This window comes from Candidatus Dedyshia acidiphila (genome assembly GCF_051025295.1).
Taxonomy (GTDB): Bacteria; Acidobacteriota; Terriglobia; order Terriglobales; family Acidobacteriaceae; genus KBS-83.
The window spans coordinates 1-26110 of record NZ_JBMGJV010000049.1 but is presented as its reverse complement, the minus strand read 5'-3'; the positions used below and the strand labels follow the sequence as shown (position 1 = coordinate 26110).

21 protein-coding genes are annotated in these 26110 nt (G+C 64.1%); 14 read left to right on the top strand and 7 right to left on the bottom strand.

The genetic code is table 11. The annotated features are described in order from the left end of the window. Together AC5IJH_RS16195 and AC5IJH_RS16190 are read right to left on the bottom strand one after the other, a co-directional pair. Positions 1 to 1746, bottom strand: a 1746-nt coding sequence (locus tag AC5IJH_RS16195) for a UvrD-helicase domain-containing protein (RefSeq protein WP_491903868.1), incomplete at its 3' end; no start/stop codon positions are given. Next, positions 1743 to 4457, bottom strand: a complete 2715-nt coding sequence (locus AC5IJH_RS16190; RefSeq protein ID WP_491903867.1) for a PD-(D/E)XK nuclease family protein — start codon at positions 4455 to 4457, stop codon at positions 1743 to 1745. The genes AC5IJH_RS16195 and AC5IJH_RS16190, both read right to left, overlap by 4 nt. A 37-nt stretch (positions 4458 to 4494) precedes the next feature. Between AC5IJH_RS16190 and AC5IJH_RS16185 the strand changes: the two genes are divergently transcribed. From AC5IJH_RS16185 to AC5IJH_RS16160, 6 genes are all read left to right on the top strand, one after another. Further along, positions 4495 to 4854, top strand: coding sequence for a hypothetical protein (locus tag AC5IJH_RS16185; protein WP_491903866.1), 360 nt, complete (start codon positions 4495 to 4497; stop codon positions 4852 to 4854). A gap of 155 nt (positions 4855 to 5009) precedes the next feature. Beyond that, positions 5010 to 7196 carry a TonB-dependent receptor gene (locus AC5IJH_RS16180; protein WP_491903865.1) on the top strand — a complete coding sequence of 729 codons (2187 nt, stop codon included), beginning with the start codon at positions 5010 to 5012 and terminating at the stop codon, positions 7194 to 7196. Positions 7197 to 7228: 32 nt separating this feature from the next. Next, positions 7229 to 8146 carry an SCO family protein gene (locus AC5IJH_RS16175; RefSeq protein WP_491903864.1) on the top strand — a complete coding sequence of 306 codons (918 nt, stop codon included), beginning with the start codon at positions 7229 to 7231 and terminating at the stop codon, positions 8144 to 8146. Further along, the gene (locus AC5IJH_RS16170) at positions 8143 to 8655 is read left to right on the top strand and encodes a gluconokinase (protein ID WP_491903863.1); all 513 of its coding nucleotides are present in this window, start codon (positions 8143 to 8145) and stop codon (positions 8653 to 8655) included. Before AC5IJH_RS16175 ends, AC5IJH_RS16170 begins: the two co-directional genes overlap by 4 nt. A 37-nt stretch (positions 8656 to 8692) precedes the next feature. Further along, positions 8693 to 9097 (top strand): hypothetical protein, encoded by a 405-nt coding sequence (locus AC5IJH_RS16165; RefSeq protein ID WP_491903862.1) that lies wholly within the window; start codon positions 8693 to 8695, stop codon positions 9095 to 9097. A gap of 72 nt (positions 9098 to 9169) precedes the next feature. Then, entirely contained in the window at positions 9170 to 10987 is a 1818-nt protein-coding gene (locus AC5IJH_RS16160) for an ABC transporter ATP-binding protein (protein WP_491903870.1), read from the top strand. A 170-nt stretch (positions 10988 to 11157) separates the two neighbouring features. On the opposite strand, the gene AC5IJH_RS16155 is transcribed toward AC5IJH_RS16160, so the two are convergent. Both AC5IJH_RS16155 and AC5IJH_RS16150 read right to left on the bottom strand, forming a co-directional pair. Continuing rightward, positions 11158 to 12012: an anti-sigma factor gene (locus AC5IJH_RS16155; protein ID WP_491903861.1), complete on the bottom strand. Its 855-nt coding sequence runs from the start codon at positions 12010 to 12012 to the stop codon at positions 11158 to 11160. Further along, on the bottom strand, positions 12009 to 12512 hold the full coding sequence (locus AC5IJH_RS16150) for a sigma-70 family RNA polymerase sigma factor (RefSeq protein ID WP_491903869.1): 504 nt from the start codon (positions 12510 to 12512) through the stop codon (positions 12009 to 12011). Before AC5IJH_RS16150 ends, AC5IJH_RS16155 begins: the two co-directional genes overlap by 4 nt. Before the next feature lie 208 nt (positions 12513 to 12720). Between AC5IJH_RS16150 and AC5IJH_RS16145 the strand changes: the two genes are divergently transcribed. Both AC5IJH_RS16145 and AC5IJH_RS16140 read left to right on the top strand, forming a co-directional pair. Then, entirely contained in the window at positions 12721 to 13551 is an 831-nt protein-coding gene (locus tag AC5IJH_RS16145; RefSeq protein WP_491903860.1) for a TlyA family RNA methyltransferase, read from the top strand. 7 nt (positions 13552 to 13558) lie between these two features. Next, positions 13559 to 14416, top strand: a complete 858-nt coding sequence (locus AC5IJH_RS16140) for an NAD(+)/NADH kinase (protein WP_491903859.1) — start codon at positions 13559 to 13561, stop codon at positions 14414 to 14416. A gap of 29 nt (positions 14417 to 14445) precedes the next feature. On the opposite strand, the gene AC5IJH_RS16135 is transcribed toward AC5IJH_RS16140, so the two are convergent. The 3 genes from AC5IJH_RS16135 to AC5IJH_RS16125 all read right to left on the bottom strand — a co-directional run bounded on the left by AC5IJH_RS16135 (position 14446) and on the right by AC5IJH_RS16125 (position 18805). Beyond that, positions 14446 to 15162, bottom strand: coding sequence for a hypothetical protein (locus AC5IJH_RS16135; RefSeq protein WP_491903858.1), 717 nt, complete (start codon positions 15160 to 15162; stop codon positions 14446 to 14448). Continuing rightward, complete coding sequence (locus tag AC5IJH_RS16130; protein ID WP_491903857.1) at positions 15159 to 17168, bottom strand: ATP-binding protein; 2010 nt, start codon at positions 17166 to 17168, stop codon at positions 15159 to 15161. The genes AC5IJH_RS16135 and AC5IJH_RS16130 overlap by 4 nt, the downstream gene beginning before the upstream one ends. Positions 17169 to 17377: 209 nt before the next feature. Beyond that, on the bottom strand, positions 17378 to 18805 hold the full coding sequence (locus AC5IJH_RS16125; RefSeq protein ID WP_491903856.1) for a sigma-54-dependent transcriptional regulator: 1428 nt from the start codon (positions 18803 to 18805) through the stop codon (positions 17378 to 17380). 165 nt (positions 18806 to 18970) lie between these two features. Between AC5IJH_RS16125 and AC5IJH_RS16120 the strand changes: the two genes are divergently transcribed. From AC5IJH_RS16120 to AC5IJH_RS16095, 6 genes are all read left to right on the top strand, one after another. Further along, a complete protein-coding gene (locus AC5IJH_RS16120) occupies positions 18971 to 19309 on the top strand; it encodes a rhodanese-like domain-containing protein (RefSeq protein ID WP_491903855.1) in 339 nt (112 codons plus the stop codon). Positions 19310 to 19462: 153 nt separating this feature from the next. Continuing rightward, positions 19463 to 20842, top strand: coding sequence for a dipeptidase (locus tag AC5IJH_RS16115; RefSeq protein WP_491903854.1), 1380 nt, complete (start codon positions 19463 to 19465; stop codon positions 20840 to 20842). Continuing rightward, the gene (gene mobA / locus AC5IJH_RS16110; protein ID WP_491903853.1) at positions 20843 to 21502 is read left to right on the top strand and encodes a molybdenum cofactor guanylyltransferase; all 660 of its coding nucleotides are present in this window, start codon (positions 20843 to 20845) and stop codon (positions 21500 to 21502) included. It abuts the gene before it with no gap. 2 nt (positions 21503 to 21504) lie between these two features. Continuing rightward, positions 21505 to 22434 carry an ABC transporter ATP-binding protein gene (locus AC5IJH_RS16105; protein ID WP_491903852.1) on the top strand — a complete coding sequence of 310 codons (930 nt, stop codon included), beginning with the start codon at positions 21505 to 21507 and terminating at the stop codon, positions 22432 to 22434. Positions 22435 to 22961: 527 nt separating this feature from the next. After that, complete coding sequence (locus AC5IJH_RS16100; RefSeq protein ID WP_491903851.1) at positions 22962 to 24479, top strand: sugar transferase; 1518 nt, start codon at positions 22962 to 22964, stop codon at positions 24477 to 24479. Between the two features lie 78 nt (positions 24480 to 24557). Further along, positions 24558 to 26110, top strand: a 1553-nt coding sequence (locus AC5IJH_RS16095) for an NAD+ synthase (RefSeq protein WP_491903850.1), incomplete at its 3' end; no start/stop codon positions are given.

Sequence of the window (26110 nt, the reverse complement as noted above, 5' to 3'; positions counted from 1 at the left end):
TTTTTTCTTATCGCGCTCGGCCGCGGCCACCGCTGGCAGATGGCCGCGGATGATCTCGAGTATGCGATCGGCCTCCTCGGCTGCGAGTGCATCGTTGTCGTCGACATCGCTCTGCCAGCTCTGCGCATGCACGTGGATGGCGGTCTCGCCTTCGTCCACGGTCTTTGCAGGTGACGCAGGCGCATAGGCTACGTCGTCTTCGGTCGCGGCGGTCATGACGCGCGCGAAGATCTCATTCAACTCGCGCACCAGCGCCGGCGTGGAGCGGAAATTCATTGAGAGCTTTAGATCCGTGAGCCGCTCATACGCGCCGGCAATTTCGATTCCGTGACGGCGCACCTGCTGGAACAGCCGCGACTCCGCGTCGCGGAACAGGTAGATCGATTGCATCGGATCGCCGACCAGGAAGACCGTGCGCCCGTCGCCAGGCTGCCAGTCCTCCATCAGGCGGCGCAGCAGGCCGAACTGCGGACGCGACGTGTCCTGAAACTCGTCCACCAGCAGATGACGCACGCGTGTGTCCAGCCGCATCAGCACCGCCGGATCCTGCAGTGCGGCATGAGCTCCCAGGCTCGCCTCCGCGAAGTCGATCACCTCGCGTTCGGCGAACAGCACGCGCAGCTCCGCCGCCGCGTGACGCAGCACGATGAAGACGCTGCGCACGATCTGCCATTCGCCTTCGCTGTACGCCGCGGGTGGCAGGTTGCGCGCCCGACAGAGCAGCGGCAGGAGGGAAGTATCGCGCTTCAGCTCCTCTATATGTACTAACAGCTGCTCTCCATGCACCCGGTGCGTCTTCATCGGCAGTCCAACACGTCCGGTCTGGCTGCGCCATTCGTCGCCTTTGCTGAGTAGCAGGGTCGAGAGACATACCCAGAGATCTGTCGTGTTGAGTGCTTCGACTTCCCGCATGCCCGACAGCGCCGCGAGGTGCTCCTGGCCATTCCCGCAGGCAATCTCTGCAATCGAGAGCACATCCTGAATGCGGTCGCCGTGCCGGGCAAAGGCCTGCTGCAGTGCCGTGAGAACGGCCTCATGTTCGCGGCGGAAGGGTGCCTCGAGCACTCTGCGCAACTGCTCGGGCTCCGCTTGCGACGACATGGCCTCAGGCATCAGCAGCAGCCACTGCTCGCGCCGGGCCAGCATCCGCGCGATCAGTGCCTCGCAGTCGGGAAGGCTTGCATCGCGCAGCGCCAGTATCTTCTGGAGCGCCGCACTGAGCTCAGCTGTAGAGCCATCTCCGAGGCGGCCGAGGGTGCGCTCCGCCGCCTCCGCATAGAGCGGCGTCGCGTCATCGATCGGCGTCAGCCGTCCACCGAGGCGCGACAGCAGCGGTGTCTGATACGCAATCGAAAGCGCCAGTGCGTCGATCGTCTGCAGGTTGAGCCGCTGCGGCTGCTCGAGCAGGTTCCACTCTTGCGCCGTGCTGTGCTCGAGCACTGCCTGCGCCAGTTCCCGGGTGCGCCGGGCATGCTCTGTTAGATCCTCCGGCGCGGGCTGTGCTGCTGCTTCCAGTGCGCCAAGCACGCGCGCACGCATCTCCGCTGTGGCCTTTCGCGTGAACGTGATCGCCAGCACCTGCTCCGGCTCAGCGACCGTCGGCAGCAGCGCCAGGTAGCGCTGCGTCAGCAACTCGGTCTTGCCGGAGCCTGCAGGCGCCTGCACCACACACGACTCCGCCGTGCGCAGCGCATGCTCGCGCTCCGCCGCATCGGCAATCTGCGGCTCTGTCGGAATTGTGCTCATACGTTAGCCGCGTCTTCCTCATCGGTGTTGTCGTCGCTTTCCGCGGGCCGATGCTCAGTGACACGGCACACGCCGGGCAGCGCGCAAAAGCGACACGTGGCTGGATAATGATGCGGATCGACCAGCGCCTCACCGGCGCGAAAATCCGTGGCCAGCCGCTCCAGGGCCGTACGCCATTCTGTGATCACTTCGGCTGTGAGTGGCAGCAGGTCTTTGCTGGGCGTAGCGCCAAGCGTGGTGAGCGGGTCGTTCACTCGGCCAAGCAGCCGCGCCTTCGTGGGCCGCACCTGCGCGAACAGGGCGCCCACGAGATCCGGCGTGCTGGCAAACGCGGCATAGAGCGGCAGCTGCGGCTGCTCGGGCCGATCGCCCTCCCAACTCTTCAGCGAGACCAGCCCAGTCTTGTAATCGAGGATGAGCCGTCCACCTTCTACCTCGTCGACCCGGTCCATGCGAAGCGTCAGTGACAGGCCGCCGACATCGAACGTGCCACTCTCTTCGGCTGAGATCACCTTGAATGGCGCGCGCCTCAGCTCTGTCTCCAGCCACTCAAGGACGAGCTCCACCAGCCGCTTCTCTTCCGCATCCAGGTAGACACGCCGCCATGCCTCGTCGTGCGCGGAGCGACGTTTCGTCACCGAAGCAGTAGCATGATCAGCGACCAGACCCGGCAAAGCTCCGGAGTCCCTGCTTGCAATCAGAGCCTCCTGCGAGCCCAGCTCCTGCCACAGGTTCTGCAGCGTCTCGTGCACCAGGGTGCCGCGATCCCCCGGCGTCAGTCCCCGGATCGCGCTCGGTAGCTCGCTGGCGCGCAGGCGGCGCGATGCAAAGGCTTGAAAGGGGCAATCCGCCTGCTGCTTGAGCGCACTTTGCCCACCGGGCGCCGCACTGCCCTGGAGCGGAATCCATACGTCGTCCGGCACGGATTCAAGCTGCAGACCGGGCGCGGCGCTGCGGGCCGCCTGCGCTGGCTCGAGCAACGCGTAGTGCGCAATCAGAGACGAGGCCCGCTGCACCGACTCGCCGGTCTGCTCTGCATACGAGGTGACGAACTCTCCGGACGTGCTGTGCGCAATGCGATCGAGAATGCTTTGCGCGAGCGCGGTCTCCTGCTCCGGCGAGGCATGCGGCATCGCAAGCTCACGCTGCAGTGTGACCGGCAGCAACGGATGAGGACGCCCCGGCGCGGGCCACGCCGTCTCTGTCGCACCCAGGAACCACACCGCGTCGAACTGCTGCCCAGCCGAGGCGAGCACGCCCATCACCTGGACTGGTGCGTCCTGCGATTCCGGCGCGAAGATGGTCTCCCGCGCCGTGCTCAGCAGCGTCTGCAGAAAGCGCCCGTAGGGGACACGTCCAGTGGCTTGATCCAGCGATGCGATACGGTCGAGCAATCGGTCCCACGCTTCGGCCGCCTGAAAGCTCAGGCTTGATGCTTCGCTCCGTGCGCCCCACCCGGCAGCATGCAGCCAACTCTGGATACGCTCTGTCCACTCGCCGGGCCGCGCCAGCCGCGATGCGCGCTTCGCCTGCTGCTGCATCGTGGCGAACGCACGCGCGGCCTGCTTCGGCGCAGATCCAGATGGTTGCTGACGCAGATACATATCGAGCGTCATCTCTGTCGCTGGGTTCTTTGCACGCCGCATCCTTGCATCCCAGCGAGCCATCTCTTCGCGTGCGTCCGCGCCCGCCGCCCAGGACAAGACACCGCAGAGCAGCAGCCACGTGATCTCCGCTTGCGCGAGCGCACCGCCATCTGCCCAGCGCAGCAGCAGAAGCGCCGCATGCACCAGCGGCACGTCAGCCAGGGGCAGTCCGAGCGAGAATTCGAACGGCAGTGTCGGCACCGACCCTGCCGTGACAGGGAAGCGTTCCGCGCTCAGCGCGTGAAACAGAGCTCGTTCGAGCGATGCTCGCCGGCTGGCGACATCAGGCAGCAGGACACCGATCCGTGCCTCGGGCTGTTTCATAAGCCGCTGCTGGACCCAGGCAGCGCACGCACGCACCTCGGGCTCCTCCCCCGTAGCTTTGTAAAGGCGAGGCTCGCTGAAGCTTTCGGTCCAGGAGAGCCGTCGCACCTCGCTGCCGGCTGCCGCAAGCGATGTCTCGAGGTGCCGCAGAGCCGGCGTGATTCGATCGAAGCCGAGCCAGCCGACGTTGCGTGGCGCCGCGATCTGCCCGAAGCGCAGCGCGCGCGCGATCGCATCGGGAAGCGCGCACGCGGCTATCCAGCGCTCGCGTTGGCAGCGTTGCTCGAACGACGGCGCCCAGCGGCGGAAGAGCTCCGTCTCCGAGTGCGCTTCCGCCATCCAGGCCGCGCCATCGAGCCGCCCCAGCGCGTCGTACTCCGCGAGCAGAGCGTAGGCCTCGTGCGCCTGCGCTGCCAGCCGAGCCGGCTGGATCAGCGACCGGCCTTCGAGCTGCGGTTCCAGGATGGCAGTCCACGCCGCCTGCTCCTGCAAATCGTTGAGCAGGATGCGGTCTTCCGTGCCCGTCAGCAGCAGCGCTTGCCACTGCTCCGCAAGCCAGGAGTGCAGGTCGAGGATGCGTGGACTGCGCCACGCCGCCACATGCCGAAGGCGCTGCTCTTCTGCGTAGCGGCGCTCCACCACACGGGCCGCGCGTGCATTGGCGGTAATCAGCAGGCCACCGCCATCGAGCAGTGCGCGCATCGACTCCGGCAGTGCTGCGGCTGCGCGCTGTTCCGTCACATCCTCAAGTGTAATAGCGTGCGTGTAGACTGCTGCTGTGCAACGGTGGATCGCCAACCTGCTGGCGTGCTGGATGCTCCTGCTTCTGCCGGGAGCGTCAGCACTGGCGCTCGCCCAGCCGCAATCCTTGCTGCCGGCGTGCTGCCGCAGCCATGGCGCGCACCATTGCACGATGCAGGCCCCCGCACCCACGGCTGTTCCTTCATGGCGCGGCATGGGCTGTCCGTACCAGCACCTGTCCCACGCGGCGTTGTTGTTGCCGGGCTACCTGCTACGTGTCCACGACAGTGTCTTGTCCTTGCGTGCTGTCTCCGGTGCGGTCGCCCCCACGCGCATCTCTGTCTCCCTCCGCGCCGCTGGCCTGTGCGGTTCGCGCGCCCCGCCCACTCTCGGCTGAGCTGTCTCCTCGAACTCTTCGTACGCGCTGATCGGTCTTCTCTCCATGAGGGCTGGCGTACGTCTGTCCACCCGCCGCGAACTGCTCCTCATCGCGTTCCGGCTCTTTAGGACTGAGAGAGAAGTGCGTTGCGCGTCTTCCATAGTTCCGCACGCTTGGCTGCGCTGCTGTTGTGCGCTGTGCCGGCGATGCACGCCACCGTCACTGCATCAGTGCGCGGCGTGGTCCACGACCCATCCCATCGACCGGTGCCGCAGGCCCGCGTCGAAGTGGCTGCCGTCAGCTCGCAATACCGCGTGACACTCACCACCAACCCGGCAGGCGAGTTCAGTGCCGATGCGCTGGCCCTCGGCGACTACACCCTGCGCGTGACCGCCGCTGGCTACATGGAGCAGCAGGAGCGGCTGACGCTTGCAAGCGGAACGGCGCCAGTGCTGCACTTCGAGCTTGCGCCCGCTGGTCCGCACGAGACGGTCGAGGTGAGCGACACGGGAGCCGCGCTGGCCGTTGCCTCACCCACGGTCGAGACCACCATCAGCCGCCGTGAGATCGAGAGCTACGCCGGCGCGGATCAGAGCAACAGCCTGCGCATGATCACTGAGTTCGTGCCCGGCTCCTACGTCGTCCACGATCAACTGCATGTGCGCGGCGGCCACCAGGTGACGTGGGCGATCGATGGCGTCCCGCTGCCGAACACCAACATCGCCAGCAATGTCGGGCCGCAGTTCGATCCCAAGGACATCGACTACCTTGAGGCGCAGACTGGCGGTGTCAGCGCCGATTACGGGGACCGCACCTATGGCGTGTTCAACGTGGCCACCCGCACCGGCTTCGAGCGCAACCGGCAGGGAGAGCTGGTCGCGAGTTACGGCAGTTACCACACGACCAACGATCAGTTGAGCTTCGGTGATCACACGGAACGCTTCGCCTGGTACGTGAGCGCCAATGGCAATCGCACCGACTATGGTCTGGCTCCGCCGACGCAAAGGAATCTCCACAACCTTGGCGACGGAGGCGGCGGGTTCACCTCGCTGCTCTTCAACAAGACGCCTCGCGATCAGCTCCGTCTCGACGGCGGCTTTCGGGCCGACTACTACCAGGTGCCCAACGACCCGGACCAGCAGGCGACCGGCGTGCGCGACCGGGATCGCGAGCAGGATGGGTTCGCCATCGGCTCATGGACGCATACCTTTGCGCCCGGAACGCTCCTTGCCGTGTCCCCGTTCCTGCACGTCAATCGCACCGCTTACGTCGGTGGCGCGGCAGACCCGCTTCGCACGACAAACAATCGCGTGTCGTACTACCAGGGTGGGCAGGCAGTGTTCTCGCAGGTGCGCGGGCCCAGCAACTTGCGCGCGGGGGTGTATGCATTCGCGCAGCAGGACGATGCGAGCTTTACGGTGTCGGGCAGCGATGTGGGGGTGAACCCGTTCCAGCAAACGAGCTCTCCTCACGGCCAGATCGAGGCAGCCTTTGTGGACGAGCAGTGGAAGGTCGCCCCGTGGTGGCAGCTCAACGGTGGTGTGCGGTTTACCCGCTTCGTTGGCTCGCTCGGGGAGCATGCGTGGAACCCGCGCGTCGGCACCGCGTTTACCGTGCCACGTCTCGGCATCGTGCTGCGTGGCTCGTACTCGCGCTACTACCAGGCCCCGCCGCTCGACTCCCTCACCGGCGAGGTGCTTGCGTTTGCTCAGTCGCAGCAGCTCGGGTTTCTGCCGCTGCACGGCGAACGCGACGAGCAGTACGACGTCGGCATCGTGCTTCCGTTCCGTGGCTGGACCGCGTCGGTCGACAACTTCCGCACGGCTGCCCGCAACTTCTTCGATCACGATGCCATCGGCAACTCGAACCTTTTCTTTCCGTTGACCATCAGCCGGGCGCGCATCCGCGGCTGGGAGGCGAACGTCCGATCGCCAGAGCTGCTGCACCGGCTGCATACGCACCTCATCTATTCAAATCAGCAGGCGGAGGGCTTCGGCGCAGTCACCGGCGGGCTCACGGACTTCTCGCCACCCGCGGACGGCTTCTACCTCGATCACGATCAGCGCAACTCGCTCACCGCTGGTGTCGATGGGCGGCTGCCGTACCGCCTCACGGGTGCGTTCGACATCATCTACGGCTCCGGGTTCCTGAATGGCGATGGCCCGGATCATCTGCCCGGCTACCAGACCTTCGATCTCGCGCTCAGCCGGGAGCTGGGCGACCGCGTCACCCTCCGCGGCATGGTGACCAACCTGGCGGACAAACGCTACCAGGTGGATCTGAGCAACACGTTCGGTGGCAGCCATGTCGGCGACCCGCGCATGATTTCAGCCGAGCTGCGGTATCGCTTCCACTTCTGAACCGGTTGACGCATGCTAGATAAGGAGACTCCATGAGACTGAAGGCGAATCGAGCGGGGCGGCTGCCAGCGCTGCTGCTTTGGACGGCGGCAGCCATCCTGCTGCCGCTCAGCGGCTGCCACAGCAAGCCCGCGCACGTGGCGAGCGGGCCAGTGAAGCAGTACCCGGTCAAGGGTGTGGTCGTGAGCACCGACGCCGCGCACAAGGAAGTCACCGTGGACTCGGAGGCGATCCCGAACTTCATGGGCGCGATGACCATGCCATACAAGGTGAAGGACGTGAACGTGCTGCAAGACCTTCATCCTGGCGACCACATGGTCGCGACGTTAATGGTCGGCGACGACGCAACCTTTCTTGATCAGATCGTGATCACCAGTCAGGCCAGGCCGGACTACAAGCCACAGCAGCAGTTTCATGTGCCCTCTCCTGGAGACAGTGTGCCGGACTTCCGGCTCGTCAACCAGAGCGGCCGCAACATCACCATGGACAGCTTTCACGGCAAGGCGCTGCTGATCACGTTTATCTACACGCGCTGCCCGCTCTCCGACTACTGTCCACGAATGAGCCGAAACTTTGCCGCGATCGACAAGCAACTGAAGGCCGACCCGGCACTGTTTGCCAGGACGCACCTGCTCAGCATCAGCTTCGATCCGGCGTACGATTCGCCGGCCGTCCTGCGCAGCTACGGCGAGGCCTACACGGGCAACTACACGAAGGAGAAGTTCCAGCACTGGGACTTCGCTGCGCCGCCCAAGCAGGAGCTGCCCAAGCTGCTCGAGTACTTCGACGTGGGCGCGACACCCGGCGAGAAGAACTCCATCACGCACTCGCTGTCGACCGCAATCATTGGGCCGGATGGCAAGATCGCGGCCTGGTATCCCACGAACGACTGGGAGCCGGCCGAAGTGCTCACCGCTCTGAAGAAAGCAGCCGAGGGCGGACACGCGTGATCGTCATCCTGATGGGCGTGACCGCAAGCGGGAAGACCACGGTCGGTCAAAAACTCGCCGAGGTGAGTGGCTGTGAGTACGCTGAGGGCGACGACTATCACTCCGCTGCCAACAAGCAGAAGATGCACGCCGGCATCCCGCTCACAGATGAAGATCGCGCCCCCTGGCTGGCCAGTCTGCACGAGGTGCTGCTCGGCTGGGAACGCGAGGGCAAGAGCGGTGTGCTGGCCTGCTCTGCGTTGCGCCAGGCATACCGCGATCTGCTGTCCGCCAACATCCCGCCCGCGCACCTTCAGTTTGTGCTGCTTGAGGTGCCGCGCGTCATCCTGGAGCAGCGGCTGGCCCACAGGCTCGATCACTACATGAGCCCCGCGCTGCTCGAAAGCCAGATCGCCACGCTTGAGATGCCGCACGATGCGCTGCGCGTGGACGGCACCGCGCCCGTCGAACAGGTTGTTCAGCAGATCATCAGCGGATTGCCCGACGCAGCAGCGCGGCCCACGGCATAAAGCACGTCTGCTGCGCTTCATCTATCCTGAGGTAGACATGGCAAAGCTCACGATCGTCTTCGGTGTGCTGATCGCGGCAGTCGGTGCGATTGGCTACGGCATCACGCACTTCTGGCACGCGCTCATCCCGGTGGTGCTCGGCATGCTGCTCGTGGCACTCGGACTGATGGCCAACACCGAGAATGTGCGGCGTCGCATGCTCGCCATGCACATCGCGGTGACGGTCGGCCTGCTCGGCTTTCTAGGCACCATCCCCGGTCTGATTGCGATTGCGCGTTTCGCAGCGGGCTCCGCGCAGCAGGTCACGAATCACATGGCGGTGGGCGGCCTTGAGGTCGCGAAGCGTGCGGCTGAAGTGCAGACAGCCACCAACCTCCTCTGCCTCGTCTTCGTCGCCCTCTGTGTTCGTTCGTTCATCGCGGCACGCCGCGCCCGCGCCTGAGAGAGGTTCACTGTGAACCTGCGCTCCACCAACTTCGCTGCACGCGCTGAACGCCCCCCCACACGCAGCGCCATGCGCGCCGCCACTGCCACTCAGCCGGCCCGCGCCAAGCTGGCCCAGGCGTGGCCACAGGCCTGGAAGCTGATCCAACCCCGGCGTGGCCTGCTCGCGCTCGGCTTCCTGCTGATGATTCTGAACCGCATCTGCGGGCTCGCCCTGCCGGCCTCCACCAAGTACTTCGTCGACGGCGTCCTCTACAAGCGACAACAGCATCTGCTTCTGCCGCTCATCGGCGTCGTCGTCGGAGCGACCGCCATCCAGGCCGTCACCTCCTTCGCCCTGACCCAGCTTCTGTCCAAGGCCGCGCAGCGCATGATCGCGGACCTGCGCCGGCAGGTGCAGGTCCATATCGGCCGCCTCTCCGTGAAGTTCTACGACGCCAACCGGACGGGCACGCTGGTCTCGCGCATCATGTCCGACGTCGAAGGCGTGCGCAACCTGATCGGCACCGGGCTGGTCGACTTCATCGGTGGCATCGTCACCGCCATCATTGCGTTTGTCGTGCTGCTCACCATCAGCACATCGATCACGCTGATCATCTTCGCCACCATCTTCTGCTTCGCCATGGTGCTGCAGAAATCTCTGCGCGTGCTGCGGCCCATCTTCCGGGAACGTGGCCAGCTCAATGCGGAGATCACGGGACGTCTCACCGAGTCGCTGGGCGGCGTGCGCGTGGTGAAGGGTTATCACGCGGAAGCGCGCGAGGCCGGCGTCTTCTCGGCCGGCGTGCAGCGACTGCTCGACAACGTGATGAAGACGCTCACGCTGACCTCCGTGCTCTCGCTGGCATCCACCGGCGTCATCGGCCTGATGGGCTCGCTGGTCATGTTCCTGGGCGGCCATCAGGCGCTGGCCAACCGGATCACGCCCGGCGGCTACGTCGAGTACACGATGTTTCTGGCATTCATGATCGCGCCGGTCTTCCAGGTAGTGAACGTCGGCACGCAGATCACCGAAGCCATCGCCGGTCTCGATCGCACGGCAGAGATCCTCGGCGAGCAGCAGGAGTACGACGATCCCAAGCGCGTGATCAGCCTGCCCTCCATTCGCGGCGACGTTCGCTTCGATGACGTGCACTTCGCCTATGAGCCCGACAAGCCGGTGCTGCACGGCATCTCGTTCCATGCCCGGCCCGGCACGGTGACTGCGCTGGTCGGCTCCTCGGGATCGGGCAAGTCGACCATTATCAGCCTGGTCTGCGCATTCCACGTACCAGACACAGGCACGATCACAGTCGACGACATCGACCTCTCGACCGTACAGCTGGACGATTTCCGCGCCCAGCTCGGCGTGGTGCTGCAGGAGTCGTTCCTGTTCGACGGCACCATCCGCGAGAACGTGCTGTTCTCAAGGCCGGATGCAACGGAAGAGCAGTTTCTGAGCGCCTGCCGTACCGCCCGTGTCGATGAGTTCGCAGAGCGCTTTCCCGAGCAGTACGACACCATCGTGGGTGAGCGCGGCGTCAAGCTCTCCGGCGGCCAGCGGCAGCGCCTCTCGATCGCGCGCGCCATCCTCGCGGAGCCGCGCATCCTTATCCTCGACGAGGCGACCTCGTCGCTCGACTCAGAGTCGGAAGCGATGATTCAGGATGGGCTGAGCTTCCTGATGCAAGGTCGCACCACGTTCGTCATCGCGCACCGGCTCTCGACGATTCGCCGTGCGGATCAGATCCTGGTGATCGAAGGCGGCAACATCGTCGAGCGCGGCACGCACGATTCTCTCTATGCGCTGGGCGGCCGCTACTTCGACCTCTACACACGCCAGCAGGGGCTGGATGCGAATCGCTTCCTGGCTCCAGGCGAGGGCGACACCGTCCTCGAGCAAGCCTGATCTGCCACCCATGGACAGCGCTGTCCATCGGTCGATGGAGCCGAGAACCACACCGCAGGCCGAGGACAGACACACGCCAAGATCAGTAGGGTAGCGCTCGTAGCGCCTCCTTACGATGAGCGCTCCTGTCGCCAGCCACGCTGCGGCAGGAGCGCTTTTTTCTGCGGAGTTTATTCGCCGGACAGGACGATCGGCGAGGTTGGCACGGGCGAACCCTCTTCGCCCTCGATCGTGAGCCCGAAGCCCTTGGCTGCAATCCCGGAGGGGATCTTCGGCAACACAAGCGAGGCGAAGCCCTGCGCGTCAGGCCGGAACGTGCCCGCAGCCACCGGCTTTGAGCCGTCCGCCGGCAGCACCCAAAGTTCATAGGCCTTGCCTGCCGGAACCGGTTTCAAATGACTCGCTTCGAGCACCAGCGCGCCGCGCTCGGCCAGGTACACCGTGCTGGCGCTCGGCGCCGGCTGCGATTTTGTTGCCGTCAGGGTCACACGCTGCGCGTTCGGTGCGTTCAGCACCTCAAGCACCTGCTGCGCATGCGACGCTCGACCAGCCAGCGCCGCCGAGAGCCGCACCTGATCGTCGAGCGCCTCGTTCAACTGGCTGGACCGAATGCTGAGCACCACCGTGGCAATCGCGAAGCAGGCAGCCGCCACCCAGGGGGTAACGATGGCCCACCGGCTGCGGCGAGGCATCTCGATCACGTCCTTCGTCTCCCGCGTCGACGTCTGCGGAGCGCTCGCAGGCGCCGTGACGACGCTCTGCTGTGTCGCGGCCGGGAAGGGAACTGCCTCATCTGCAGAGCGGCGCATGCGGCTCTGCAGACGATCGTAGGCGCCTGCGGGCACGGCATGCTGCTCTGTCGAAAGCGCAAGCAGCGCCAGGTCGCCCTCAAGCAAGGCCAGCTCCGCCTGCGCGTCCGGATTGTCACGCAGGGCCGCGGCCACGGACGCCATCTCGTCCGCAGGAAGAGCCTGCATCGCGTACAGCGCGAGGTCCTCAGCCAGGATGGGACGGGGCTCGCTCATGATCCGAACGCCTTTCGCAGGCTGATCATGCCCAGGCGAATGCGTGTCTTTACAGTGCCGAGCGGGTCGCCGGTGCGGCTGGCGATCTCGGCGTGACTCAAACCCTCGAAGTAAGCCAGTTCCAAACTCTTGCGCTGTTCAAGCGGCAGGTCGGCCAGCACGACGCGCACCTTCTCCATCAGCAGGGAGCGCTCTGCATCCGCGGCCAGGTTGTAGGGCGAGGCGAGCACCACATCCTCGACCGAGTCCGATGGCCTCCGCCGACGCAGGACGTCGATCGCGCGATTCCGCGCCACCACGACCAGCCATGCGCCCAGCGAACCGCGGCCCTGCGAGAAGACCTGCGGATTGCGCCAAAGTTGAAGAAAGATCTCCTGCATCACGTCTTCTGCCTGCCCGGAGTCGTGCAGCACCCGGAGCGCCACCGAGTACACCGGTCCGCTATAGCGCTGGAACACTGTCTCCATGGCTGCCTCGTCTCCCTGTCCCACCCGCGCCAACAGCGCAGAATCTTCGCCTGGAGCCTTTGCGGATTCAGTGTTGGAAGTACGCAGCGCAGGGTCGTTCGGATTGGACGAGGGCTGAAGCATGAGGGAGTTGCCCAGCGATCATACCAACAGCACGGTCGGAGCGGTCAGCCTTCCTGTGCTCTACCTTGCCGGGGTGAAGGGCCCGGGCGGCACGGCTGGTCCTGTTTAGAGTATCCCCATGGAGCCCGAACATCCCGAAACGGCAACGCCCGCGCCACGGAAGGCAGGGAAGCAGCGGCTCGACCGGCTTATGGTCGACCGAGGGCTGGTGCCCTCGCGCGAACGCGCACAGGCGCTCATCCTGGCCGGCCGTGTGCTCGTGGATGAGCAGAAGGTCGAAAAGCCGGGCGCCGGGGTCGCCGCCGATGCAGCGCTGCGTCTGCTCGGGGAAGACCAGCGCTACGTGAGCCGGGGCGGGCTGAAGCTCGAACAGGCCCTGCGGCACTGGTCAATCGACGTCTCCGGCCGCACCTGCGCGGATGTTGGCGCGTCGACCGGCGGCTTCACCGATTGCTTGCTGCAGCATGGTGCTGCCGCCGTGCTGGCTATTGACACCGGCTATGGCCAGATCGCACACAAGTTGCGTGTCGATCCCCGCGTTCGCCTGCTGGAGCGCACCAACGCAAGGCACCTCGAGCCGGCGCAGGTAATCGTGGCGATTACCTTGCTGGTTATGGACGTCTCGTTTATCGGTGCATCACTGGTCCTGCCGGCGGTCGTTCGGGCTATGAATCGCACGCTTACGGAGGCTGTTGTGCTCGTAAAGCCGCAGTTCGAGGCCGGTCGCGAGCACGTAGGCAAGGGCGGTATTGTGCGTGATCCCGCCGCACACCGTCTCGCTGTTGCCAAGGTCAAGGACGCGGTCCGCGCACTGGGCGGACAGGAGATCGAAGTGATCGACTCGCCAATCCTCGGCAGCGAAGGGAATCGCGAGTTTCTGTTGCACGCACACTTCACGCCGAGTGCCGGGCAACAGGTTCAGTCTGTGTTGCACGTTCCAGTACACTGAGTCCCGAATGCCCACCGTTGCCGTTATCTCGAAGCCGCAGAAACCAGACCTTGCGCCGATCCTGAACGAGCTCATGCTCTGGCTGCGCGCGCGCGGGTACGAGCCGATGCTCGACCCCGTGAGTGGCGGCTATATTCCGGGCGCGCAGATCGTCCCGCGACACGAGATGGCCGCCCACAAGCCGGAGCTGGCGATTGTGCTTGGCGGGGACGGCACGCTGCTCGCCGCGGCGCGCGTGTTTGCGAAGAGCAAGGTGCCGATCCTGAGCGTGAACCTCGGCTCGCTCGGCTTTCTGACCGAGGTGCGGCTGTCGGAGCTGTTCAGCAATCTCGAGGGCTGGGCCTGCGCGCTGTGTCACGTCGAGCCGCGCGCCATGCTGCACGTGGACATCATGCGCGACGGCCAGCTATTCCGCTGCTACGAGGCACTCAACGACATCGTCGTTGCGAAGGGCGCCATTGCCCGGATGGGCGACTTCCGCATCATGGTGGGCGATCAACTGGCGATGTCGTTCCGCGCCGATGGTGTGATCGTCTCGACCCCGACCGGCTCGACGGCTTATAACCTGGCGGCGAACGGGCCCATCATGTCGCCCGATGTGAATGCCATGATCGTGACCCCGATCTGCCCGCACCTGCTCACCATCCGGCCGATGGTGGTGCACGGGGATGCCGAGATCAATGTGAGCGTGGTGGGAGTGCCCGACCAGACGTTTCTGACGGTCGATGGCCAGGAGGCGGTGCAGGTGCAGTTGGGAGATGTGTTGCGCTGCCGCCGCTCCGAGCACACGGTGCAGCTGGTGCGCCTCAAACGCGACGGCTTCTTCGATGTGCTGCGGCAGAAGCTGAAGTGGGGCGAGCGCTAGCCCAAACCAGCCGAGCGATTTGCCCTTGGTTAACTCTGTCCAGTCAGCTCATCCAGCAGCAGCTTTGCCTTGGTAGCCAGCGTGTAGGCGCCGTCCAGATCGCCATTGTGCAGCGCGCGGTCGGCCTGCGTCAGGAAGCTGTGGATCTGGGTGACGGTCTTTGTCTGGTCGCTTGAAAGCGTGCGACGTAGCGATGCGACGCCCCGCTCCGTGCTCTGGATCAGATCGTTCGCCTGCCGACGGGCTTCATTCGAGTCTGCCGTGGAGCCGGCAGTTAACTGGCCGATCGGGGTGTGTTCCGAAGTATCTCCCGCCGGCGTAGGAGCAGTCACCTTGGCGGCCTCAGTCACAGTGGCAGGTACCGGGGAGGCGGTCTGGCTGGGAGTCTGCGGGTTCTCCCGATCGTGTAAATCTTTCTCGCGCGGGTCGCGGTCGGCGACCTCTGTTTCGGCGTGCCGGTGGGTGCGGCGGCTGGTGCGCACCAGCTTGTGTGATGTCTCTAGGAAGTCCGATTGCGGAGGGGGTGTCGGCTGCGCATGGAGCGGCGGGGCCGCTGGCAATTCCGGCAGCAGGGGACCGCTCTGACTCAGCTCCGCGGTATACAGCGGCGTCGGCGTGGGCTGTGGTGCAGGAGCCATGGCCTGGGGCGCAGGTGCTGGTTTCTTAAAGGGTTGCACGCATCCCGTCAGCGCTGGCAGGAGCAGCGTGACGGCCATGGTGAGACGGGAGATGCGGAGTCCGTTCACAGGCCGGTCCCCTCGGAAGTAAAGGCCGGAGCCGAAGTCGTTGTTTTATCCAACTGAGTGCCGCGCTGCTTACCTTCGGTGGAAGCCACCAGAGGAAGTTTCAAGGTAAAGGTACTACCGATATTTTGCTCGGACTGTACGTCAATAGTACCGTTATGTAGCTGCATGATACGGTACGTCATCGCCAGACCAATACCACTTCCGTTCTTTTTGGTCGTGAAGTAAAGGTCGAAGATCTTCTCGCGAATGTCGGGCGGAATACCCCCGCCGCTGTCCGCAATCTCGATCGTGGCAATGCGGCCCTCCTCACGCAGGCTGACGTGCAGCTCGCCGCCATTCTGCATGGCCTGCGCTCCGTTGAGCACCACATTCAGGATGGCCTGCTTGATCAGGTCTGCGTCCACCTTGGTGGTCAGCGGGTGGTCCGGCATGTGGCTGTAGACGCGTACATTGTGAGTCTCGAGCTCTGCCGAGGCCAGCATGAGCACGCCGGAGACAACGCGACGGATGTCCTGCTCCTTGAGCTGCAGCTCGACTGGCCGCGAGAAGTCGACCAGCGTCTGCACCACGCGATCCAGCCGCTGAATTTCGCTCTCGATGATCTCGAGGTGCCGCATGGCGCGCGAGTCCGGCCCGGAGAGCTTGTTGCGCAGCAGCTCCAGGTGCACGACGATCGCGTTGATAGGGTTCTTGACCTCGTGGCCGACGCCTGACGTCAGGCGGCCAATGGCGGCGAGACGCCGGGAGAGCTCAATCTCGCTCTCGATCTCGCGAACCGATTCCAGATCGTGCAGCGTGAGCAGTGCGCCGAGCGATGCGCCGGGCAGGGCACTCTCTGGCCTGGACTGTTGATCGACGACGAAGTCGAGCGAGACCTGCACGTGGCGGCCGCCCTCCATTTCGACTTCTTCCTGGTCGAGCGGGCGGCCCTCTTCGAAGGCATCGAGCACCAGCCTGCCGATCTTCGTGTCCATGCTGAAGATGCTGTGCACGGTGCCGCCGAACAGCTCGGCGCGCGGGATGCCGAGGAAGCGCTCGACCGAGTCGGAGACCAGGGCAGCGCGCCCTTCGCCGGTGAACAGCAGGATGCCATCCTGCAGGTTCGCCATGATCGAGTCGAGGTTCTCCTTCAGTGCGGAGAAGACCTCTTCGACGTTGCGCATGCGGCGGCCAATGCGCTCGATCTTGTCCGAGACCTGGACGACGGTGTCCTCGGTCGAGCCGCGCGCGGCGCCTCGGATCAGTCGGTTTTCCTTGGGCGGCGGGGGCAGGGCAGGCATCTCCGCTGCGTCTTTCAGGCCGGCGTTCTCGAGAGTGTCCAGGCGCAGACTGATCTGCTCGATCGGCTGCAAGGCCAGATTGGCGAGCAGCGCGGCGACGGCGAGCGATGACAGAATCGCAATGCCGGTGAAGGTGAACGAGGCCCAGATCCACGGCGCGAAGACGTTGCGCAGGAAGGTGGAGCGGATGCCGACACGGATGGTAAGAAAGGCCTGGCTCTTGCCGCCGGTGACGGTGCGATCGAGCGGCAGGATGACGTTGTAGACGCGCGGCGGTCCGAAGACGATCCGCACGGTGGTGATGATGCCGGCGTGCTGCAGGCGGGCATAGTCGTCGCGCTCGGGCAGCGCCTGGTTGTCCTGAGTCGGGTCGGTGCTCAGGACGGCGCGTCCGAGCCGGTCTGCAATCGCGACGTCAAAGACAGTCGGCGAGTAGCGGATGACCGAGTTCAGCAGCGCATTCAGACCTTCGTCATGCTGCAGCGATTCGGCGACGGCCTCGCGCAGGGCGATGGGATCGTTGGGATCGATCTGGCGTCCGCGCAGACCGTTGTTCAGGGCGAGCTGCGTACCATAGAGAATCTGGTGCGCCACCATGTCGTTGGCGGCATAGGACTGGTTGATGCGCTGCGCAAGTAACTGCTCAAGAAACAGCCACGACAACACTGTTACCACCAGGAAGACCAGGCCGGTGATCGCCAAAACCAGTTTTGTCTTGAGGCGCATGCGGTACGACCTATGGTACGCGGCACCCTTGCAACTTATGAACGCCTCGGGGGTGGCGAATTCGGGGAGTTGCCATGCAACTAACGTAGCGTCGGGGGTACGGGAAGCGGGATGGCGGAGGTCAGAACCGGTGCAAATCCGGTGCTGAGTCCTCTGTCGCTACCGTGGTGACAGACGACCAGCGGGTGAGCCGGGCGGGTCGGAGGTCGTCAGACCCGCTCTTCTACGCTCTCATTGGCCGCGAAGGATGCGCTGCCGTACTCCTTGAGCTTGTTGTGCAGCGTCTTGAGGCTGATGCCCAGGATCTCGGCGGCGCGCGTCTTGTTGTTGCGCGTGGATTCGAGCGTCTTCAGGATCAGCAGGCGCTCGGCTTCATCGACGGTGGCGCCGACTTCGACCTGGACAGAGTTGCTGGGCTGTCCATCGTCCGAACCCGGACGGGGCATGCGTTCGCCAAAGCCGGGCGGCAGATGCCGCGACTCGAGCTGGCCTTCACCGCACAGGATGACCGCGCGCTCGATGGTGTTGCGCAGCTCGCGAACATTGCCGGGCCAGTCATGGCTCATCAAGCGGGCGAGCATCTCCTTGTCGACGCCTGTCACCGCGCGCTCATGCTTCTCGTTCATGTCCGCCAGGATCGATTCGAGGATGGCGGGGATGTCTTCCTTATGCTCCCGCAGCGGTGGCATATGGATGTTGAAGACATTCAGGCGGTAGAAGAGATCGGCGCGCAGATGTCCGTCCGAGACGGCTTCCCGCGGATCTTTGTTGGTCGCGGCGAGCACGCGCACGTTGATCGGCTTCTCCATCTTCGATCCCAGCCGACGCAGGCGGCGCTCTTCGAGGACGCGCAGCAGCTTGGCCTGCGTGCCGATCGGCATTTCGCCGATCTCATCGAGCAGCAGCGTGCCTTCTTCGGCGAGCTCGAAGCAGCCGGGGCTGCGTTCAATCGCGCCGGTGAAGGCGCCCTTTTCGTAGCCGAAGATTTCGGCCTCAATCAGTGTCTCGGGGATGGCCGCACAGTTGACCGCGACAAACGGCTTCGACTTGCGGGCAGACAGCTCATGCAGGGTGCGGGCGACGACTTCCTTGCCGGTGCCGCTCTCGCCGGTGATGAGCACGGAGACGGTCGACGGAGCCACGCGCTCGATCAGGGCGAAGATGTCCTGCATCTTCTTCGACGAGCCGACGAGCGAGCCGAGCACGCCCTTCTCCCGCAGCTTGCGGCGGGTCACGTCGAGCTCCTGCTCAACCTCGCGCTGACGCGCGGCGTTCGCGAGGATCATCTTGAGCCGCGTAGGATCCACCGGCTTCTGGATGAAGTCGTAGGCGCCCAGCTTCATCGCTTCGACGGCGCGATCGATCGATCCCTGCGCGGTGAGGAGGATGACAGACTGCTTGTCCTGCAACTCGCTCAGGCGATTGAGTAACTCGATGCCGTCCATGCGCGGCATCTTCATATCTGTAACGATGATGCCGGGTTGCCACGCCAGCACCTTCTCTAATGCTTCGGCGCCGTCGCGTGCGGTCTCCGTACGATAGCCCCAACCGGAGACGAGCTCGGCCAAACCCATGAGGGCGTGGAGCTCATCTTCGACGATCAGAACCTTCTCTCCTGCTGCTGCTCGACTACTCACTCTGTCTCCAATGCGCTGTTTTGGTTGTATCACGCGAACAAAGAAGGATACTCTCGGTCGGGGAGTGGGGGAATCGCCCGAATTTCAAGGCGTTTCGCTGGTAACTTGCTTGTCGAGGTACCTCGGTGAAACCCTAAGCGTGCCTGCGTCATCTTTGGAAGGAACATGCTAGATCTCGAAGTGTTTGCCAAGGATCTTCGCAGCCTGCTCGATCAGCCCGCAGAGCAGCCAGAACCCGTTCGCCTGCTCGATGTGCGCGAGCCCTGGGAGGTCCATGCCAGCGGCTTTCCCGGGGCCCTCGAAATGCCCATGGGTGAGGTTCCCTCACGCGTTCATCAGGAGCTGGACCCGGAGGAACGTATTGTCGTCATCTGCCATCACGGCGTTCGTTCGCTGAGCGTCGCGAATTGGCTACGGAATCAGGGGTTCGAGAATGCCCAGTCTCTCCGTGGCGGCATCGACCTGTGGTCCCGGGAGATCGATCCGGCCGTCGCGCGGTACTGACATTGGCTTCGAGCAGAAGTTCGTCTCATCAACAACCCTGTTGACAGGATACGCCTATCCGCCCGCACCCGTGTGCCCTCAAGGCAGAGCGCCGCGCGATAGCATGGGCGTTGGCCAATTCCGTTCCGTCTCTGCAAGAGCCAGGAGAGTGGCATGACAGCGGTTGCTTATGCGCGGGAGCACCAGGCGCGATTCGTTGAGGAGTTGAAGTCTCTGCTGCGCATTCCGTCGATCTCGACGGCACCGGAGCATGTCGCCGATGTGCGCCGGGCAGCCGAGTTTGTGGCGGACGGTCTGCGGCGTGCCGGCCTTGAGAATGTGCGGCTGATCGAGACTTCGACGGCGGAGCGTACCGGTCATCCGCTTGTGTATGCCGACTGGCTGCGTGCCCCCGGCAAGCCGACCGTGCTCTGCTACGGCCACTATGATGTGCAGCCGCCGGACCCGCTCGACGAGTGGCTGACGCCGCCTTTTGAGCCGACGGAGCGCGGCGGCAACATCTATGCGCGTGGCGCGGTCGATGACAAGGGGCAGATGTGGATGCACGTGAAGGCGCTCGAGAGCCTGATGAAGTCCGACGGAGGGCTTCCGCTGAATGTGCGCGTGATCGTCGAGGGCGAAGAGGAAGTGGGCGGAGAGGGAATCGCGGCCTTCGTGCGCGAGCACCCGGAGGCGCTCAAGGCCGACTTTGCACTCGTCTCCGACACGGAGATGTTTGCGCCGGAGTTGCCGACGCTCTGCGTGGGGCTGCGCGGCATGATCTACACCGAGATTGAGGTTCGTGGCGCGCGCACGGACCTGCACTCCGGGATGTATGGGGGTGCTGCGCCGAATCCGTTTGTCGCGCTGGCGCAGATCATCGCGCGGCTAAAGGACGAGAACGGAACCATCCTGATCCCTGGCTTCTGTGGCGACATCGAGGCGCCCTCCAAAGAGGAGATGGCAGCCTGGAAGCGTCTTCCGTTCGACGAGAAGCACTACCTCGAAAGCGAGATCGGCGCACCGGCACTGGTGGGCGAAGCGGGCTATTCGGTGCTCGAGCGAACGTGGGCCCGGCCTACGCTCGACGTGCACGGGATGCCGGGCGGCTTCACTGGTGCGGGCGCGAAGACGGTGATCCCGGCACGGGCGATTGCGAAGGTCTCGATGCGTCTGGTGCCGGCGATGACGCCGGGGAAGGCCTTTGCCCAGTACAAGCGGTACGTCGAATCGCTGACACCCGCGGGTGTGACTGTGGATGTGCGGCTGATCCACTCGGGCGATCCGATTGTGATCGGCACCGACAATCCTTATGTGAAGGCGGCGACCGCGGCCATGCACGAGGTGTTCGGGAAGGACACCGTATTCGTGCGCTCCGGCGGCTCCATACCGATTGTGGGCGACATTGAGCGCCATCTGAAGATTCCGGCTGTGATGATGGGCTTCGGCCTGCCGGATGACAATCTGCACGCGCCGAATGAGAAGTTCCACCTGCCTAACTTTCATCGCGGCATTGCATCCATCATTGGCATGCTCGAGCGGGTGGGAGCCTGAGTGCCGGTTGCTGCACAGGTAGAGGGGTGGGTCGTGGCGGGCGGTGAGAGCCGCCGGATGGGGCGCGACAAGGCCGCGCTCGCGTTGGCTGGAGAGGCGCTGGTAGCCCGCATGGCAGGGAAGTTGCGATCGCTTGGGCTGCCGGTGCGGATCGCGGGGCTGCGCACGCCGATCGCTGATCTCGGAGTCGAGGTCGTGCCGGATCGCTTTCCAGACTGTGGACCACTGGGCGGTCTCGAAACGGCACTGCGTGAGAGCGCGGCGGAGTCTGTGCTGGCGCTGGCGGTGGACCTGCCATTGATCTCTCCATCGTTTCTGCGGCTGCTACTGGAGCGAACAGAGCGAACGGGTGCGCTGGCCACGATTCCACGGGTCACGGGAGCGCCGCAGCCGCTCTGCGCGGTGTACCACCGCAGTCTGCACGTGCCGGTCGAGGCAGCGCTTGTGGCCGGCGACTACAAGATCATGCGGGTGATGGAGGCGGCGGCCGTGGCGGCCGGCGGCCGCGAAGCAATGGATAGTTTCGAGGCAGAGGCAGCCTGGAGCGCGGCCGGTGTCTTCACGCCCGCAGTTCCCATCCCACTGCAGTTCCTGAACTGCAACACGCCGGCCGATGTACAGTCCGCAGAGGCGCTGGCCTCCGCGCCGGCAAGGGGATGAGCATGCCTGACGATCCGCGCGAGAACCAGCACGCGCCATTGCCTGAGCCCGTGCTGGGGCAGGAGGTGCCGCTGCCGGAGCCCGATCCCACGCCGCTCGACATTCCGCAGGAGGTCGTGCGCGAGGATGTGCGGGAGGCGCAGCAGCACGCGGATGACGCGCACGAGGCCAATCGTCCACGCGAGCCGTTCATCGTCTTCGATCACGTTTCGAAATCCTTCGGCCATCTGCACGTGCTGCAGGATGTGAGCTTCGAAGTTCTGACGGGCGAGACGCTCTGCATCCTCGGTCGGTCCGGAACCGGCAAATCCGTCTCGCTGCAGCAGATCATGGGCTTTCTGAAGCCGGACAAGGGACGCATCCTGGTCGCGGGTGAGGACATCACGCAACTCAACGAAGACCAGATGGAAGGCGTGCGCAAGAAGGTCACGATGGTCTTCCAGAGCGGTGCGCTGTTCGACTCGCTCAGTGTTGGCGAGAATGTGGCGTTTCCTCTACGCGAGCGGAAGGAGCTCGAGGAGGACCAGATCCAGAAGATCGTCAACGGTCTGCTCGAGATGGTCGGCGTGATCGGGATGACTGACCTGCTGCCGTCCGATCTCTCGACAGGGATGAAGCGGTCGGTGGCCATCGCGCGCGCGATGGCATCGCAGCCGCAGGCCATCCTTTATGACGAGCCGACGACAATGGTGGATCCGCTGATTGGCCGATTACTGGGCGATCTGATCCAGAAGCTCAAGAAGCAGCTTCTGCTGACCAGCGTGGTGGTCACACACGACATGCGCTTCGCCGAGCGGCTGGCAGATCATGTCATGTTTCTGCATCAGGGCAAGGTGCGCTTCTACGGCACGATGGAAGAGATGAAGCAGAGCGACGACGACATTCTGCGTCAATTCCTTGACCTGGACGCACTGGTGCTGCCCAACGTGTAGCGGCTGCCGGGAGTGTCGGGGTTGCTTTTCTAGTCCTGCAATCCGCTCCGCGTTCCCTTTTGGGCGAGTTCTGCACTGGAAGTGCAACTTATGTGCCATTGGTGGTGCGGGTTCCCCCTCTGTGCAGAAGTCGCGTGCAACGATACCTGCCCTTCGCCCTTCCAACCCATAAACTACGGAGGCACTGTGTGAGTAGTGCGTAGCCGGTAACCGATTCAAGAGAAATTTACCTCCATTCGGAGCAACTCTTACCCTCTGCCGTAATGGCGGATACCTTTAGAGATTTGTCGGCCCTTCATCGTTGCGATGCTAGACTCTGCCTAACTTCCCGCATGTCTCACCTGTTTTTAGCGAGGCGTCTCGGACGCAATGAGATGTCGAGAGGCTGTAAGTTGACCCGATCGGCGAATAGCGCGCCACCTGCGGCAGCCGTTTTCCGGCTTGGTGGACGAAGGATCCTAATTGAGCACGCCCCACAATGCCGACTGGTTGATTCCAGCGCTTCACGCACTCTTTAAACCCTTGGTATGAGCACTCCCGAATACGTACCCAACATACGACAGGCCCAGGCTCTTGAGCCGGTGCGGCTGGGCAGTTCACGTGGCCGCATCTCGGCATGGGGGCACTCTGTCCGCGTCGCCATGCTGTGGGCGCTGTTTGACGCGCTGTGCATCGTGATTGCTGCTGCCCTGGCAGTGCGCGTGTACCTCGGCAACTTCATTACGGATCGCACAGTCATCGCGCAACAGGGGATGTTCAGCGGCAACCCATGGCTGACGGCGTTCTACCTTGGATGGTTCATCCTTGCCGTGGTCCTGGTGAGCCGGCGCCTGCACCTGTATGGCCCCATCCAACTGCGCAATACATTGCACGACCAGCGGCTCACCATTCAGGCCTGCCTGACGGCTGGACTGCTGCTCTCCGGCGCGCTCTATTTTGCGCGCGGTGAGGTGATCTCCCGCGGTGTCGTCATCCTGACGATCGTCTTCACTACCGTGCTGCTCTGCGTGCGGCGCCTGATTCTCCGGGCGATGGTGTATCGCCGGTATGAGCGGGGCCTCGAGACGCGCAACATCCTCGTTGTCGGCACGGGACGAGTGGGCCAGGCGCTGCGCCACCATATCGAGAGCATGCGGCACCTCGGCTACACATTCAAAGGATTCGTCCAGGTTCCCGGTCTGGATGGTGATGGCACGACGCAGAATGCCGAAGTGCTTGGTTCGCTGGATGAGGTGCTCGACCTGGCGCGCAAGCATTTCGTCGACGAAATCTTTCTCTCTGCTCCATGCGAACGCGGACTGGTCAAGCGACTGGTCGAGCAGGCCCGCGAGGCTGCGGTCGACATTCGCGTAATCCCGGACCTCTACGACGGCCTGGCATGGAACAGCCCGGTTGAATACATCGGACAGTTTCCGACGATCCCGCTCCACCGAGGCGAAGTGCCGGTGATCGGCATGATGCTGAAGCGGGTGCTCGATATCACTCTGTCGAGTGCGGCGCTGGTGATGCTCACGCCCATCCTGCTGGCCATCGCGGCAGCGGTGCGGATGGATTCGCCGGGCCCGATCTTCTACGGGTCGGAGCGTATCGGCAAAAAGGGCCGTGTCTTCCGCTGCCTCAAGTTCCGCACCATGGTGCGGGATGCGGAGAAGCGCCGCGCCGAGATCCTGCACATGAACGAGCGCGACTCGGTGTTGTTCAAGATCACGAACGATCCGCGCATTACGCCGATGGGCCGTATGCTGCGCAAGTACTCGCTGGACGAACTGCCGCAGCTCATCAACGTGCTGCGTGGCGACATGAGCCTGGTGGGGCCACGGCCGCCGATCGCAAGCGAGGTGAAGCGTTACGAGCTGAACCACCTGCGCCGGCTGGACGTGGTGCCCGGCATCACGGGTCTGTGGCAGGTGCAGGCGCGGCAGGATCCATCGTTCGACAGCTACATCTCGCTCGATACGGCTTACATCGAGAACTGGTCGCTGTGGCTCGATATCAAGATCCTGATCCGCACCGTAGCCGTCGTTATTGCCGGCACCGGCTCCTGATCACGTTGACCCTGAAAACTCACAAGGCCAGCCTCGCGGCTGGCCTTTCTGCTGTGGGCTCTCCGATACACTGTTGTGGTGAAGATTGCGCTCGCGCAGATCAACCCCACGGTCGCGGACTTCAAGGGAAACGCAGCACGCATTCTGCAGAATGTTCGCGCCGCCGAGCAGCGTGGCGCTGACGTCGTGGTGTTTCCGGAGCTCTCGATCTGCGGCTATCCGACTGGTGACTTTGTCGAGAAGCCATCCTTTATGAAGCTGGCGCAGGCCACGGCCGAGGAGATTGCTCGCTCGGCGACCGCGGGTAAGGCTATCTCTGTCATCTGCGGCTCTATTGTGCCGTCGCAACCCGGCTCCGGCAAGCGCGTGAGCAATGCCGCACTGCTGATGCAGAACGGGGAGATCACCTTCACTCAATGCAAGATGCTGCTGCCGTACTACGACGTCTTCGATGAGCAGCGCTACTTCGCGCCCGCCGATCAGCAGGAGATTGTGCGTATCGGCACGGAGCGGACCGCGCTCACCATCTGCGAGGACGCATGGAACGACAAGGGCTACTGGAAGCAGCGGCTCTACAAGATCGATCCAGTGGAGGAGCAGGTGCGCCAGGGAGCGACCCTTCTGCTGAACATCTCGTCATCGCCATTCTGGCAGGGCAAGCGCGAGCAGCGTTGCGAGATGCTGGCCGCCGCGGCGCGCCACCACAAGCTGCCGCTGTTGATGGTGAACCAGGTGGGCGGGAACGATAGCCTGGTCTTCGACGGCACCAGCCTCGCACTGAATGCGCGCGGAGAGGTGATTGCGCAGGGGCGCTCGTTTGCCGAGGACCTGGTGATGGTCGACATGGCGACCGGGACCGGCGACCTGCACCGCACCGTGGATGGCGACGAAGCCGCGACCTACGCAGCGCTGGTGCTCGGCACGCGCGACTACATTCGGAAGTGTGGCTTCCACCAGGCGGTGATTGGGCTCAGTGGCGGTATCGATTCCGCGCTGGTAGCGGCGATCGCAGTGGATGCGTTGGGCAAAGAGAACGTGATGGGTGTCGGCATGCCGAGCCCCTACTCGTCAGGTGGGTCGATCGAGGACAGCCGCGAGCTGGCTCGCAATCTGGGCATTCGCTTCGAGACTATCCGCATCGATTCGATCTTTTCGCAGTTCACGACGGCGCTGGAGCCGCTCTTCGCCGGCCGCGAGCCGGACCTGACAGAGGAGAATATCCAGTCGCGCATCCGTGGCACGCTGCTGATGGCGCTCTCGAACAAGCTTGGGGCGCTGGTCCTGACCACTGGCAACAAGTCAGAGATGGCTGTGGGCTATTCGACCCTGTACGGCGACATGGTGGGCGCGCTGGCGGTGATCGGCGACCTGGTGAAGACGCGGGTGTACGCACTGTCGCGTTACGTGAACCGGGAGCGGGAGATCATTCCGAAGGCGATCATCGAGAAGCCGCCTTCAGCCGAGCTGCGGCCGGGACAGCTCGATACCGATTCGCTGCCGCCGTACGACGTTCTCGATCCGATCGTTGAGGCATACGTAGAGCGCTACCTGCCGATGCAGACGATCGCCGAGCAGCAGGGCCTTGATCTTGTGCTGGTGCAGAAGATCGTCAAGCTGATCGAGCATAGCGA